The 13,724-nt window shown below is 71.8% G+C and carries 11 protein-coding genes; 5 read left to right on the top strand and 6 right to left on the bottom strand.

Going from position 1 to position 13,724, the window contains the following annotated elements; genetic code table 11:
• The first annotated feature begins 169 nt into the window (after positions 1-169).
• A complete protein-coding gene (locus CRYAR_RS16855; RefSeq protein ID WP_035863285.1) occupies positions 170-460 on the top strand; it encodes a hypothetical protein in 291 nt (96 codons plus the stop codon).
• A gap of 19 nt (positions 461-479) precedes the next feature.
• Here CRYAR_RS16855 and CRYAR_RS16850 read toward each other — a convergent pair whose 3' ends face one another.
• Both CRYAR_RS16850 and CRYAR_RS16845 read right to left on the bottom strand, forming a co-directional pair.
• Positions 480-2,078 carry an ISL3 family transposase gene (locus CRYAR_RS16850; RefSeq protein ID WP_063725720.1) on the bottom strand — a complete coding sequence of 533 codons (1,599 nt, stop codon included), beginning with the start codon at positions 2,076-2,078 and terminating at the stop codon, positions 480-482.
• 256 nt (positions 2,079-2,334) lie between these two features.
• Positions 2,335-3,201 carry an AraC family transcriptional regulator gene (locus CRYAR_RS16845; RefSeq protein ID WP_051570411.1) on the bottom strand — a complete coding sequence of 289 codons (867 nt, stop codon included), beginning with the start codon at positions 3,199-3,201 and terminating at the stop codon, positions 2,335-2,337.
• Between the two features lie 121 nt (positions 3,202-3,322).
• Between CRYAR_RS16845 and CRYAR_RS16840 the strand changes: the two genes are divergently transcribed.
• The 3 genes from CRYAR_RS16840 (at position 3,323) to CRYAR_RS16830 (ending at position 5,627) form a co-directional block, all read left to right on the top strand.
• Positions 3,323-4,150 carry an oxidoreductase gene (locus CRYAR_RS16840; RefSeq protein ID WP_035851967.1) on the top strand — a complete coding sequence of 276 codons (828 nt, stop codon included), beginning with the start codon at positions 3,323-3,325 and terminating at the stop codon, positions 4,148-4,150.
• A 229-nt stretch (positions 4,151-4,379) separates the two neighbouring features.
• A complete protein-coding gene (locus CRYAR_RS16835) occupies positions 4,380-5,159 on the top strand; it encodes a SigB/SigF/SigG family RNA polymerase sigma factor (protein ID WP_035851965.1) in 780 nt (259 codons plus the stop codon).
• 66 nt (positions 5,160-5,225) lie between these two features.
• Complete coding sequence (locus tag CRYAR_RS16830) at positions 5,226-5,627, top strand: DUF6924 domain-containing protein (protein ID WP_084700589.1); 402 nt, start codon at positions 5,226-5,228, stop codon at positions 5,625-5,627.
• A gap of 20 nt (positions 5,628-5,647) precedes the next feature.
• Here the strand turns inward: CRYAR_RS16830 and CRYAR_RS16825 are convergent, their stop codons facing one another.
• From CRYAR_RS16825 to CRYAR_RS16815, 3 genes are all read right to left on the bottom strand, one after another.
• Positions 5,648-5,905, bottom strand: coding sequence for a hypothetical protein (locus tag CRYAR_RS16825; protein WP_035851964.1), 258 nt, complete (start codon positions 5,903-5,905; stop codon positions 5,648-5,650).
• Between the two features lie 82 nt (positions 5,906-5,987).
• Positions 5,988-6,236, bottom strand: a complete 249-nt coding sequence (locus tag CRYAR_RS16820; protein WP_035851962.1) for a hypothetical protein — start codon at positions 6,234-6,236, stop codon at positions 5,988-5,990.
• A 135-nt stretch (positions 6,237-6,371) separates the two neighbouring features.
• Positions 6,372-7,064 (bottom strand): alpha/beta fold hydrolase, encoded by a 693-nt coding sequence (locus CRYAR_RS16815; protein WP_035851960.1) that lies wholly within the window; start codon positions 7,062-7,064, stop codon positions 6,372-6,374.
• Positions 7,065-7,352: 288 nt separating this feature from the next.
• Between CRYAR_RS16815 and CRYAR_RS16810 the strand changes: the two genes are divergently transcribed.
• Entirely contained in the window at positions 7,353-10,550 is a 3,198-nt protein-coding gene (locus CRYAR_RS16810) for an ATP-binding protein (protein ID WP_051570409.1), read from the top strand.
• Between the two features lie 4 nt (positions 10,551-10,554).
• On the opposite strand, the gene CRYAR_RS16805 is transcribed toward CRYAR_RS16810, so the two are convergent.
• Positions 10,555-13,611: an ATP-binding protein gene (locus CRYAR_RS16805; RefSeq protein WP_035851958.1), complete on the bottom strand. Its 3,057-nt coding sequence runs from the start codon at positions 13,609-13,611 to the stop codon at positions 10,555-10,557.
• Between the last annotated feature and the right edge of the window lie 113 nt (positions 13,612-13,724).

Here is a 13,724-nt window from a genome sequence, read left to right as displayed (position 1 = left end):
GCCTGACCACCTGCCCGATGTCGAGGCCGTCGGCGCTGTCAAGACTGATCGACATCGACATGCCGCGAGAAACCGCGCTGTCGCGTCTGATCGACACCCGCTGCTGGAACACGGTTCTGGCTCGAATTGTGTGACGGGCTTGCTGTGCTCCCGGCGCTATCGTGACGGCGTGATCGATCTGCAGGTGCGGGGCGAGTCCGGGCAGGTCCTGGCACGCGCGCGAGGCTTTGAGTGGACTCAGGAACTGATCGATCTTGATCGTGCAGAGTTTCCGATGCTGGCAGGGCTCTGTGCGTTCTCGGACACCGTGTTCAACTGGCGGCAAGTCCCCATGCTCCTCAATGACCTGCAGCGGCTGCCAGACGGTGTGATTCCGGAACCGGCCTGTGCGGCGATCCGCGAGTTCGCGGCAACGGTTGAAGAGGGATCGCACCTGTATTTGTGGTTCGTCGGAGACTGAGCCGGCTGGGGGTCGGCCGTCATCGGGCGAGCAGCACCCGCTTGCGGAGGAGGTCGAAGCGGGCGCGGCCATACATCTGTCGTTTGATCATCTTGATCCGGTTGACGTTGCCCTCGACCGGCCCGGAGTTGTGCGGCTGGCTCAGGCCTGCCGTGACCGCGGCCAGATCGTTGGTCAAGCTGGTGGCGAAGCGCGCGATCGGCGACGGCGCGGAGGCCTGGGCCGAGGCGATCCACGTGCCGAGCCGGTGTCCGTGCAGGTGGGTGAGCATGTCCGCGAAGGATCGCACCAGCTCGGCGGCGGTGTTCAGTTCAGGGCATCGCTCGAGGATCGCCTGGAGACGCTGGCTGTCGTGTTCAACCAGGTTGTCGGGGTGTCGGCAGATCCAGCCGGTCACCTCTCGCACCGACGCCGGCCGCCGCACCCGCTCCAGGTCGGGCTTCATGCGGTGCTGTTCGACGAAGGCTCGGACGATTCCGTAGCCGCCGGTGAAGCCCTGCGTGGTGACTTCGCGGTGCAGTCGGGTGGCGCGCAGACAGCCCTGATCGATGCGTTCACGCAGGTAGGGGATGAAGGGGTCGAGGAGGCTGGGCCGTGGTTTCTGGCCGACCATCAGCTCCTGCCAGGCTTTGGCGTGCGCATACCGGGCCACTGTTCGTTGACTCCAGCCCAGATGCTCCGCGATCTGCCGGAAACTCGCGCCCTGGGCGACGAGGTCGTGGACAAGCGCGTGGTTGGCCTTGCGGCGATCGGCCATCGCTCCGGTCGGCTCGGTGGCGGGTGACCTGGAGGTCTCGGCAGCCGGGACAGCGGGCTCTTCCAGGCACCTCTTGTGTCCGATGACGGTGCGTTCGACCGCCGTGGCGAGGTTCTGCCACAGGTGGAAACGGTCAGCGACCTGTTGCGCCTCGGGTGCCCCGGTGGCGGCGCCTTCGGCATAGGCGGTGGCCCTGTCCCGGCAGATCACCACCGGTTTCGGGTGCGCCTGCAGCCACTCAGCGAGTGGGTCGGCGTCCCTGCCGAGCAGCAGGTCGATGGCTTTCCCGGTCTGGCAGTCGACCAGCACGGTGCCGTAGTGATGGCCGCGTTTGACCGCGTAGTCATCGACCCCCAGGACCGTCACCGGACTCACCGGACTCACCGGCGGATCCGGTAAGCCTCTGACCAGCCGAAGCAGGCTATGACGGCTGACTGGCATCCCTAACACGGCGGTCAGACGAGCTCCGGCTCGACCAGCCAGCGCCAGCCCGACCGCGGTCAGCATCCGCCGCAAACTGTCGGTGCAGCGCGCCCACCGGCGCGTCAACCCGGCGACCTGCTCGACGAAGGTCTTCTTCTCGCAGGCGGTGTTCTCGCAGAAGAACCGGCGCACCCGCAGCCAGATCTGAGTGGACCGACCGGCCGTCGGCGCGTCGGCGATCCTGCGCCGATACCGGGAATGCACCCGCGTCGAGGACGCGGTGCATCCTGGACACTCGGCACGCTGTCCACGAACTCCGGCGGCCAACAGCACTCCGGACTCGCCGCCGACCACCTCGTCGATCTCGATCCCAGCCAAATGAGGCAGCAACTCCTGAGCGGCTTCACACCGCTGGACAACGAGCCACGACCGCTTCAATCACACTCTTTGAGCCAGAACCTGGAACACATCGACAAAACCAGCACGCCGGATGACCGGTGACGTCGGCCTTGGATCCGGACTACGGCGGCCACCATCGACGCATCGCCGCTGGGAGGCCGTGACGATCGGTGCGAGCGGGGTCGTCAGGCTGATCGACATGCTGGCCGCGAGCCGTCGGCACCTCGAGCAGCTCGCGTCGTGATTCCGGCGATGGCCCGGCTGCCGACGTGACTCGTGGAGCGGCTGGTCCGACTCAGTCCGGCGGGTCAGCCCGCATGATTCGGGCGTCCGCCGCGGGCGATCGTCCGTACTGGAGCCGGTAGTCGCGGCTGAACTGTGACGCACTGGCGTAGCCGACCGCTTGTGCCGTCGTGGTGACCGGCTTGCCCGCGGCCAGAAGGCGTCGGGAGTTCTGCAGCCGCGTGATTCGCTGCAGCTGGTTCGGGGACAGGCCGGTGACGGCACGGAAATGCCGGTAGAACGTAGCCGGACTCATGCCGGCCGCGCGGGCCAACTCGTGGATGGGGATCGTCCTGGCGTAATGGTCACGGAGTTCCGCCGCGGCCTCGCGAATCGCCCGGACCGGCCCGGTGCTGACCGCGGCACGTAGCGCTGGACCGAGCGGGCTCGACAACGCGCGATGAAGGATTTCGTACTCGAGCAGGGGCGCCAGGACGTCTCGATGATGCGGTTCGTCGAGCAGACCCACCCAGCGATCGACGGCCCCGACCAGCCCCTGGTCCATGGCGGCGACCGCGAACCCCTCGGTCGGGCGTTGCACCGGAACCGGCGAAACCGTGTGACGCTGGGAGATCACTTGAGCGAGCTTTTCGTCGTCGATGTCGAGGGTCGCCGAGCGGAACGGGACTTCGTAGGTCGCCACGACCGGGACGTCGAGCAGGCTGAGGAACACCTCGCCGCGTGCGACACGGGTGGCCCGGCGCCCGGCGACGGTTCGCTTGGCTCCTTGCGCCACGAAACACAGCATCGGCCGGTAGGCGAGGTCGATGTCCTGAACCTCGCGGTCCTCACGCGCCAGCACCAGGCCCGGCACCGCCGTCGATACGCCGCGGGTCTGGGCGTGGCGTTCGATGCCGGCGGTGAGTGCTTCGAGCGACACATGACCTCCTTGAGAGGATCCGGCACGAAACTGCGAGTGGAGCGCTGGGCGGAACGACCTCCACGTTCCTAACGTGGGGAAGACAAGCAATCAGGCGTGACTCACGTCGAGAGGATCAGACATGACAGTCTGGCTCATCACCGGAGCCTCGCGGGGCTTCGGGCGGCTTCTCACCGGTGCGGCGCTCACCGGCGGCGACAAGGTCGTAGCCGGTGCCCGGGACGCTCGTACGGTCACGAAGGCATTTCCGGAGGCAGGCAACGACCTGTTGGCCGTCGACCTCGACGTCACGGATGCCGGCCAGGTGGCGGCGGCCGTCGACGCGGCGAAGGATCGCTTCGGACGCATCGACGTGCTCGTCAACAACGCCGGGTATGGGTTGTTCGGCAGCGTCGAGGAGACCCCGGACGTGGAGGTCCGGCAGCTGTTCGACACGAACGTCTTCGGACTGCTCAACGTCACCCGAGCGGTGCTGCCCGTGCTGCGCCGGCAGCGCAGCGGGCACGTGATCACCATGAGTTCGAGCGCCGGCTTCGCCTCCAGCGCCGGGCGCGGGATGTACAGCGCGTCGAAGGCCGCCGTCGAAGCGGTCTCGGAGGCGCTCCAGGAGGAACTGCGGCCACTCGGAATCCACGTCACCATCGTCGAGCCCGGCTCGTTTCGGACCGACTTCTTGAGCGCCAACAGCGCACGACAGGTGGCGGTCGGCATCGACGACTACACCGACACGGTCGGGAGCCTCCTGGCCGCCATCGAGGCCAACGACGGCAAGCAGCCCGGCGACCCGGCGGCCGCGGCGACCGCGATCCGTCGGCTCGTCGCCGGCGCGAACCCGCCGCTTCGGCTGCAGCTGGGCAGCGACAGCCTGCGCCTGGTCGAAGGCAAGCTGGATCTCGTCCGCCAGGAGAGCGATCGTTGGCGCGCGTTGGCTCTCTCGACCGACTTCTGAGAGGGCGCCCGGCGCGCACCGCCCGGCGGAGCAGTGGACGTGTCCGCAGGTGAACATCGCGTCCGCCGCCGCACCGATCGAGCCGTCGACCGATCCGCGCCAACCTGAATGCACACGGGGAACACACGCCGGGCCACGGGACGCCCGCCGCGTCCGGAGTCTCTTCACTGTTCGTGCACCACGAATTCCTACCGTCGCGGGGAACAGGTTCACCCCGAGGGGACTACGAATGACCACCACCCCCGCTGAGGAAACGGCCGACTACGCGGTCTACGCCGACGTCGAACCGCTGTTCCGGCGTTACGCCGGCCTCGCGTCCGACACCGACGAGCGCCGCGCGCTCCGTACGAGGCTGGTCGTGATCCATCTCCCGATCGCTGACCACATCAGCCGCCGCTACGACCGGCGTGGCGTACCCCTCGAAGACCTGACCCAGGTGGCACGGCTGGGCCTCGTGCGAGCCATCGATCGGTTCGATCCGGCTCTCGGCTTCGCCTTCCTGAGTTACGCCGTGCCGACGGTCCTGGGCGAAGTACGGCGTCATTTCCGGGACGCCGGCTGGTACGTGCGTCCTCCGCGGAGGCTGCACGACCTGCACCTGCGGATCAACACCGCGATCAGCGATCTCACCGCACGCGACAATCGCGCCCCCAACGCCACCGCGATCGCGGGCTACCTCGGGGCCTCCCCCGGCGACGTCGCCGAGGCACTGGCCCTCACCCACGCCTACCGGCCGATCTCCCTGGACGCTCACCCCGGTGGCGCACCGGAGGGCGAGCTGCTGGGCGTCGACGATCCAGCATTGGCGACGGTCGTGAACCACGAGGCGCTCCGGGTGGCGCTGGCGCGGCTGCCGGAGCGAGAGCGCAGCATCGTCGGCATGCGGTTCTTCCAGGACCTGACGCAGAGCCAGATCGCCGCGCGCGTCGGCTGCTCCCAGATGCACGTCTCGCGACTGCTCACCCAGACCCTCGGCCGGCTCCGTCTCCAGCTTCTCGCCGACGGCTGACCGGCGTCCACTGGTCGTCCACAGCACGCCCCTACGCTCGTTCGTGCCTACCGACGAAGGAGACCCGTGATCGAGCTGCCGGTCGACCGAACCCTCTTGATCCGCACGGACTTCACCGACGACGCGGGCTGGCTCGCCGTCCGCGGGCTTCTGGAAGGGCACGCCCGGGACAGTGGCACCGAGCTGCGGTTCGTCGAGGAGCGCGCATTCGACGGTCGCACGCCGGAGCAGCTCGGCGTCGACCTCGGCGCGGATCCCGAGCGGAGCTTCGCCTTCGTCGCCGATGCGAGCACGCTGGCAACGGCGGAGCACCCGGTGCTGGTGGTCGACCTGGCGGACCTGCCCGGACGCGCTTTCCGCGTCGTCGCGCCCGGAGTGGCCGCCGTCCAGGAAGCGCTGGAGCTCTCGAACATCAGCTTCGACGTGTACCTCCGCCGCTGCGACGAAGACGGCGTCTTCCGAGGCTGAGGAGACCGGCCGATCCGCCGTCACGCGGCGAGCCTGGTCCGAATCGCGTCGGGCTGCCGAAGATCACGGCGTCCGCCCGGTAGTCGGGGGGCGGCCTCTTCGCACATCTGGTCGTTCGTCAGCCCGGCGGCTTCCCGGCGGCGCCGACGCCGCTCGGACTCGACCGAGGTGACGCGTACCCGCTCCGCGGCCAGGTCTTCGCCGGCCGCCATGCGCGCGAACTGCTGAAGCGACACGACGATCTCCGCCTCGCCGTAGTTGGGGTCCTCGTAGGTCACGACGGTGTCGGCATCGAGCGACGCGCCGAGAGCGAGGGCGGGTCGGTCGTGGCGTACGGGTTGATGCTGCGCGGAGTGCTGGTCACCGACGGGGGTCGGTGTTTGCGCAGGTCGGCCGCAATGTCCTCCAGCGGTGGTGCTGAGCCAGCTGGGCGCGGTCGATCGGCCCCGCGCCGAGGCTCGCCGCCGTCTGCTCCAGATTCACGGCGAGGCCGCCCCGTATCAACGCCCCGCTCATGCCGGAGCTCGCACCGCTGCTCGGATAGTCGCGCATCAGGATCTGTTCGCTCGTCGTCGGCGCGCCGTGTGCGTGCAGGGCGGACTCCAGCACGAAGAGCCAGCAGGCCGCGCGCTCGAAGGCGTCGGACGGATCGGAGACCGACCGTCCGTCGCCGGTCGGCGACCGCCCGTCGCGGCTCCACGGCGCCGGGCCCGGCGTGCCCCGGCGCCGTGGTGCGGCCGCTGCTCAGGCCCCGGCCGCCGCCGCGCGGACCAGCGAGACCACGCTGTCCGGGTGCGAGATGTAGACGGCGTGGCTGGAGGTCACTTCGGTCACCGAGGCGCCGATCCGCTCCGACATCGCCCGCTGGGCGGCCGGCGGGATCATCCGGTCTTCGGCGGCGATCAGGTACCAGCTCGGCTTGGCACGCCAGGCGGCCTCGGTGATCGGGCCTCCGACGGCCTCCAGCCCCCAGGGCAGCTGGGAGTCCGCCAGGAAACGAGCGTCGGCGGCCGGGAGGTCGGCCGCGAACGCCTCCGGGAACGCGTCCCGGTCGAGAAGCAGGTAGCCGTCCACCGGCGGCAGGATCGGCGGCGTCGGCGCGCCCGGCACCGGGTCCGAGATCAGCGTGTTGACCGATTCGCCCTGGTCGGGCGCGAACGCCGCGACGTAGACCAGCGCGGCGACGTTCTCGTGGGTGCCGGCCTCGGTGATCACCGCACCGCCGTAGGAGTGTCCGACCAGGATGGCCGGGCCGTCCTGCTGGTCGAGGACACGACGGGTGATCACGGCGTCGTCGGCCAGCGAACTGGTGGGGTGCTGGACGACGCTCACCGCGTACCCCTCCCCGGTCAGCAGGTCGTGGACGGCACGCCATCCCGACCCGTCCGCCCACGCTCCGTGGACGAGGACGACGTTGCGCACTGGTGTGGCGCTCATTGGATCTCCTTCAGCGGGTTGCGACTCGTGCGAACCCCACCGCACGCCGGTGGACAACCACTGAAGAGCGCGGCTCCGCCGGGCCGCGCGACTTCAGTCGTCGTACCGGGCGGCCCACCGGGATCCAGGTTCGCCGGGGACGCTGACACACGCTCCTACCGGCGACTTGAGCGCCGCGGCGGTGTCGCGCGCCCGGCGCGTTCGGCGTCGTGACCAGGGCCGCCGCGCGGCAGCCGGAGGTGCGCGGGATTACAGTGCGCAGAGAACCCTAGGTCCGGAGGTGGCACCGTGGCGCCGACGGTCGGCGACCTCCGCGGCGACGCGGAGAGTCCCGCGCCGCCGCGGGAGTCCCTTCGGCTGCAACTTCTCGGCCCGCTGCGGATCTGGCGAGGCGACGTGGAGCTGAGCGCCGGTCCCCGTCAGCAGGCCTACCTGCTGGCGTTGCTGCTCGCCCAACCGGGCCGGACGCTCGGCGTCGGCGAGCTGATCGACATGCTCTGGGAGGACGACGCTCCGGTCACCGCCCTGAACGTCATCCAGAAGCACGTCGGCGCGTTGCGACGGCTGTTCGAGCCCACGCTGCCCGCGCGCGGCTCGGGCTCCTACCTACGGCGTGACGGGGACGGCTACGCGTTCGTCGCCGACGGCGTCCGGCTCGACGTCGTCACGTTCCACGCGCTCGTCGAGGCGGCGGAGACGGCCGTGGCCGAGCAGCGGCCGGAGGACGCCCTGCGTCACTACGTCGCCGCGACCGCGTTGTGGCACGGCCCGGCCGGTGACGGCTTCGCTCATCCCCCGGCTGCGATGCCGGTGTTCTCGGCGCTCGACGACGAGTTCCTCGCGGCGTGCGTCACCGCGGCCGAGATCGCGATCACGCTCGGCACACCCGAGTCCGTGCTGCCGTGCCTGCGTGTCGCCGCGGCGATCGGGCCGCTGAACGAACCCGTGCACGCGAGCCTCGTCTCGGCGCTGGGTGCCGCCGGACACCGGGTGCAGGCGCTGGCGGCGTTCCAGGCCGTCCGCACCCGGCTCACCGGGGAGCTGGGAGTCGAGCCGGGTCCGCGGCTGCGCGCCGCCCACCTCCGCACGCTCGAACAGCCCGTCCCCCGCACGCCGACGCGACGAGCACCGTCGCCGGAGCCGGAGGCCGGACAGCCGGCACCGCCCCCGGAGATGGTCGGCCGGGCCGAGGAGCTCTCGGCGCTCCGCCGAGCCGCCGACGCCGTGGTGGACCACGGCTCGGTGGTGGCGCTGGTCGAGGGCGAACCCGGCATCGGCAAGACCCGTCTGCTCGAGCACGCGGCGGCGGAGGCGCGAGGGCGGGGCCTGCGAGTCGTCTGGGGGCACTCGCTGGAAGGCAGCGGAGCGCCGCCGTTGTGGCCCTGGGCACGCGTGGTCGACGGTCTCCTCGGCGGACCGACGACCACTGCGGGGGAACGTCGGCTCACCGGCGAACTCGGTCCGCTCCTGAACCCGAACGCCTCCGACGAACCGGCGCGGCCGCCGCGCGGTGCCCGGTTCCGCTTGTTCGAGCAGGTCGTCGCCGTCGTCGCCCACGCGTCCGCCGAGCGTCCGCTTCTGATCGTGCTCGACGACCTGCACTGGGCCGACGACACCTCGCTGCAGCTGTTCGCCCATCTGGCCGGCGTGCTCCCCCGGGGCGTCCTGCTCGTCGGTGCGCTCCGCGATCGAGCCCCCGTCCCCGCGCCCGGGGAGGAGCTGGCGCGCATGCTCGCCGCGGTCAGCCGGCTGCCGGACCACCGCCGTATCCCGCTCGGTCCGCTGAGCACCGCGGAGGTCGCCGAGCTCTTCCGGCGTGAGACGGGTCAGAACCCGACCGCGGGCATTGTCAGGAGTCTCTCCTCCCGGACCGCGGGCAACCCGTTCTTCGTCCGCGAGCTCTCGCTGCTGCTCGCCGAAGACGGCGTCGTCACCGAAGCCGCCACCGAACGCGCGGGCGTGCCGTCGACGGTGCGTGACGTCGTCCGCGACCGCATGTCGGGCCTCAGCGACCAGACCAGGACCCTGCTCGAGATCGCCGCGTTCGTCGGCCGGGACGTCGATCTGCGCGTGCTGGCCGCGGCCTCCGGCGTGGACACGCTCCAGTGCCTCGATCGCCTGGAGCCGGTGAGAGGGCTGGGGCTTCTGGAGCCCAAGCCGGGAGACCCCTTCACGGCCCGGTTCGCGCACGACCTGATCCGTGACTCGCTCGTCGAGGCGGTACCCGCGCACCTCGCCCGTCGGCTGCACCTCCGGATCGCCGACGCCGTAGCGCCCGGGGAGCCCGGCGGCGAGTTCGCCGCCGAGCGCCTCGCCCACCATCTGCTGGCGGCCGGGTCGCTCGCTGATCCGGCCCGCACCACGGGCGCGCTGCTCCGCGCCGGCCGGAACGCCACCGCCGCGGGCGCGCTCGAGGCGGCCGAACAGCAGCTGCGCTCAGCGGTCCGGGTGGCGCGGGCCGCCGACCTCACGCAACTGGAGCTGGTCGCGCTGACCCAGCTCAACGCCGCCCACGGGATGCGGTCGGGCTACGTCAGCGCCGACCTCGACCTGCTGGAGCGGGCCGAGACCCTGGCGTGGACGCTCGGCCGGGAGGTCGAAGCGGCCGGATTCCTGCTCACTCGCTGGACCGCCCATCTCCAGGTTCTGGACTTCACGCACGCCACCCCGCTGGCTCGCCGGCTGCTCGATCGGGGCGACGCATCACCGGAACCGTCGGTGCGCGCGATCGGGTGGTTCGCCTGGGGCATTCACCAGTGGCACCTGGGCGAGGCCGGCGAGGGGTACCGCTTCCTGAGCCGGTGCGCTCACGGCCTCCCCCGCGGCGACGCCGGGCCGGCCGGCGATCCGCTCCGGCTCGCCGTGCAGGTGCCGGTGTGGCTCGCTCAGGTGACCGCCGCCCACGGCGACGTCGAGGGCGCGAGGGAACTGTTCGACGCGGTCGAGGAGGAGATGGGCGACGACCCGTACGTCGTCGCGGTCTGGTCGGCGTTCTCGGCGCTCACCGCGGTCCAGGCGAACGACCCGGCCTGGGCGCTCCGCGCGGCGGAGCGGGGGCTCGTCACCGACTCCGACCTGGTCTTCCCGACCCTCCGCACGCATCAGCGGCTGGCGCGGCACTGGGCCCACGCGGCTACCGGCCGCGACCCCGCCCGGGCCGCCGCCGAGGCCGAAGAGCTCATTCTGACGACGCTGGCCGACCCTCCGCTGCGGTCGGTCGCCGGCTGGTACGGGGCGTTGACCGAGATGTGGCTGGCCGCGGGGGACCTCGCCCGGGCCGCCGCGGCCCTCGACCGGGCGGAGCATTTCCTCCGGATCGGTGGCCAGCGCGACGCCGAGGGACACCTTCTCCTCGTGCGGGCGCGGCTGTTGCGCGCCGAAGGAGAGCCCGCAGCCGTGGTCCGGGCGGCAACCGAGCGAGCGAGGGCCCTGTGCGTCGCACGCGAAGCACATCTGTTCGCCCGGCGCGCCGACGAGCTCAAGTGACTCGTCAGGCCGGACGGTCTCCGGCATCCGGACCGGCCAGGAAGTCCGCGGCGCGGCGGGCGAACAGGTGGGCCTCCCGCTCGCGGGCGAGCGCTCCGGCCCGCTCGGCCACCGACGACGCCTCGCCTCCGGTGGCACGCAGCAGGCGCGCCCGCAGCAGGAGGAGCAGTGCCTCCGCGTAGCGCTGCCCGGTGGACTCGAGGAAGTGCTCGGCCCGGTCGAGGGCCGCGGCGGCCTTCGCCGGGCGGTCGGCCGCCAGCCATGCCTCCGCGAGCAGTCCGCACCACGTGGGCACGTTCGAGCGCGGTGGATCCAGCAGCATCGCCTCGATGAGCCGTTCGGCTTCCGCCGCCGCGACCGCGGGCTCCCGGCCGGTGACGGCGAGCGCCCAGAGCCGGGCGAGCCGCAGGTACAGGCCGAAGAACCGGTAGGAGAACTCGGGGTCCTCGGCGATGCCCTCCCTCGCGACGCGCAGCGCCCACTCCGGGTCTCCGGCCATCGCCGCGATCCGCGCCGCGAAGCTGGTCCAGACGGTGATCGCGTAGGAGTCCTCCCCGGCGGCGATCTCCATCCCGTCGAGCAACGCGCGTGCCGCGTCGACGTCGCCGTGCAGTGCCGTGACCTCGGCGAGCATGCCGAGCGACATGAGCTGCAGGTCGTAGCGGAGGGGCCGCTCCGCTCGCTCGGCCAGATCCTCGACGAGCGTGCGGTTGGCCCGGCCGAGGTAGCGGAACGCTTCTCCGACATCGCCCACGTCCCACTGGTGGATGCCCCACGCGAGCAGGCCGTACGCGCACACGAGCGGATCCGGCGAGTCGCTGCCCTGCTCGAGCAGGCGACGCGCCAGTGGGCCGCTCCGATCGAGCCGGCCCGCCTGGGAGTACGCGGCCCGGCGGGAGAACAGGAAGTCGGCGGCCTCGCGCTCGCGGCCGAGCGTCCGGGCGAGCTGCTCGGCGCGTTCCAGCGCGTCGAACGCCGACGCGCGGTACCCCGTCCGCATGCCCACCACGGCGGTGAGCTGGGACAGTGCGGCGAGTTCCCACTCCGGGAGGTCCGCGTCGCGTGCCAGTTGCGCCGCCGACTGCAGTTGCTGCTCGGCGGCGACGAGCGCGGACCGGGCCGCCGCGCGCCGGCCCGCCGCGACGAGCGCCGCCGCGGTCCGGGCCGGATCGGCGAGCGGGCCGGCGGCCCACAGGTGGTGGGCACGGCGTTCCGCGGTGAACACGTCCCCCAGGTCGACCTTCTCCAGCCCGTCCGCGACCGCCAGGTGGAGCCGAGCCGCCCGTGCCTGCGGAATGTCCCTGGCGACCGACTCCCGGACGAGGTCGTGCGTGAAGCGCACCGAGAACGGATCGCCCGGCACGGTCGCGAGCAGACCGAGCGCGTGCACGGGCTCCAGGGCGGCGAGGCAGGACGCCACGTCGAGCCGCGTGATGCCCGCGAGAAGCCGGAGATCCACGTCCCGGCCGACGACCGATGCGGTCCGCAGCAGCTCCGACGTGCGATCGCCGAGTCCGTCCATCCGGTCGCGGACGACGTCTCGCACGGTGGAGGGCACTCCGCCCCGGGTGAGGGCCTCCGGAGTGAAGACGCCGCCGTCGGCGAGCAGCCGGGCCAGTTCCCGGACGAAGAACGGGTTTCCCGCCGTCCGCGTGTAAATGCCCCGGGCGACCTCCGGCGCCGGATCCCGGCCGATCTCGCGCCGGACGAGCTCGGTCACCTCGTCCGGACCGAGCGGCCCGAGGTGGATCCGGCGATGGCCGGACACGCGGCTCACCGTGGAGAGCATCCGCGTCAGCTCCGGGTCCGAGAGAACGCCGTGCTCCCGGAGAGCGCCGACGACGACGGTTCGCTCCGGCAGCCACTCCGCCAGGTAGCCGAGCAGCTGGAGCGACGCGGTGTCGGCCCACTGCAGGTCGTCGAGGAGCACCAGCACCGGGCGCGGCGCCGCCGTCCGGGCGAGAAGGTCGACGACCTGCCTGAACAGGCGGAACTGGGATCCCTCGACCGGTAGGGCCGCCTCGACGACGTCGCCCTCGCGCTGCCGCACGAGGTGGACGAGCTCGCCGGTCGGTCCCTGGTCCCGGTCGGCGCTCCCGCGCGCGTCGAGAACACCCTCGACGATCTGGATCCACGGCCACATCGCCGGCGCTCCGTCGCCTTCCCGGCAGCGGCCCCAGAGAACGAGCACCCCGCGCCGGTCCGCGTCGAGGGCTGCCTCCTCCAGCAGCCGGGTCTTCCCGACACCGGGCTCACCCTCGAGGAAGACCAGGCCGGTGCCTCCGTCTAGTGAGGCGCTCACGGCCCGCTGGAGCGTCACCCGCTCGGCGGCCCGTCCGACGACGGACTCGCGCGTCACCGTGGCGTCGTCCGCGGTCGCCGAGGGCGGGCCGGCGGCGGTCAGCACCGCGTGGAGGGCGGTATTCACCGACTCGCACGACGGGTCCATCGCCGACGCCAGGCGCAGGGGACGCAGGACCTGCTGGGGACGCTCGAGCCGAATCGACAGTTCGGCAGCGGCGACGCACGCATCGAAGAACTCGCCGTCCAGCGCCGCGAAGACCCCGGTCGCCCCGGCCCCGTGTCGCAGGCCGTCGGCCGCAGGACCCTCCCAGAGCTCCAGGGCCCGGATGTAGTCGCTGAGCGCAGCCTCGGGGCGCTGCTCCGCGAGAGCCGCCCGCGCCGCCTCGACCCGCTGCCGGAAGGCGACGAGGTCGAGCATCCCCTCCCCCGGCACGAAGAGGTAGCCGGAGTCCTGCCGCCGGAGATAGGAGCCGGGCTCCCGGGCCGGCAGCTCCGGCTCCAGCAGCCGGCGTAGCGCGCCGACGTATCGCTGGACGACGTTGGGTGCGCTGGCCGGCGCGTCGTCACCCCAGAGCAGGTCGACGAGCATCGCCGTGCTCAACGGGCGGCCCGCCTGCGCGAGCAGCAGGGCGAGGAGGCGAGCCTGTCGCGGCGGCCCGACGTCCAGGCCGACGCCGGCGCGCCCGACGCGCAGCGGGCCGAGGATGTGCAGGCGGAGAGCACCGTCGGCGGCCGACCGGACAGGCAGCTCCGCCATCACCCCGTGGAACCCCCGGCACGTACGGATTCTCGACGCCGTCAAAGTACCCGCTGTCCACGCCCCGACCAACTGACCGGATCTTCTCCGTCGAACCTGCCCGAAGGGGCAAT

This window comes from Cryptosporangium arvum DSM 44712, assembly GCF_000585375.1.
Classification (GTDB): domain Bacteria; phylum Actinomycetota; class Actinomycetes; order Mycobacteriales; family Cryptosporangiaceae; genus Cryptosporangium; species Cryptosporangium arvum.
Note: the sequence above shows the minus strand (reverse complement) of the source record. Positions and strands in the feature narration are given on the sequence as shown.

Bases quoted from the DNA above. Each gene is read 5' to 3' on its own strand.
- CRYAR_RS16840 (WP_035851967.1), top strand. From the start codon at position 3,323: ATGACAGTCTGGCTCATCACCGGAGCCTCGCGGGGCTTCGGGCGGCTT.
- CRYAR_RS16835 (WP_035851965.1), top strand. From the start codon at position 4,380: ATGACCACCACCCCCGCTGAGGAAACGGCCGACTACGCGGTCTACGCC.
- CRYAR_RS16805 (WP_035851958.1), bottom strand. From the start codon at position 13,611: ATGGCGGAGCTGCCTGTCCGGTCGGCCGCCGACGGTGCTCTCCGCCTG.
- CRYAR_RS16815 (WP_035851960.1), bottom strand. From the start codon at position 7,064: ATGAGCGCCACACCAGTGCGCAACGTCGTCCTCGTCCACGGAGCGTGG.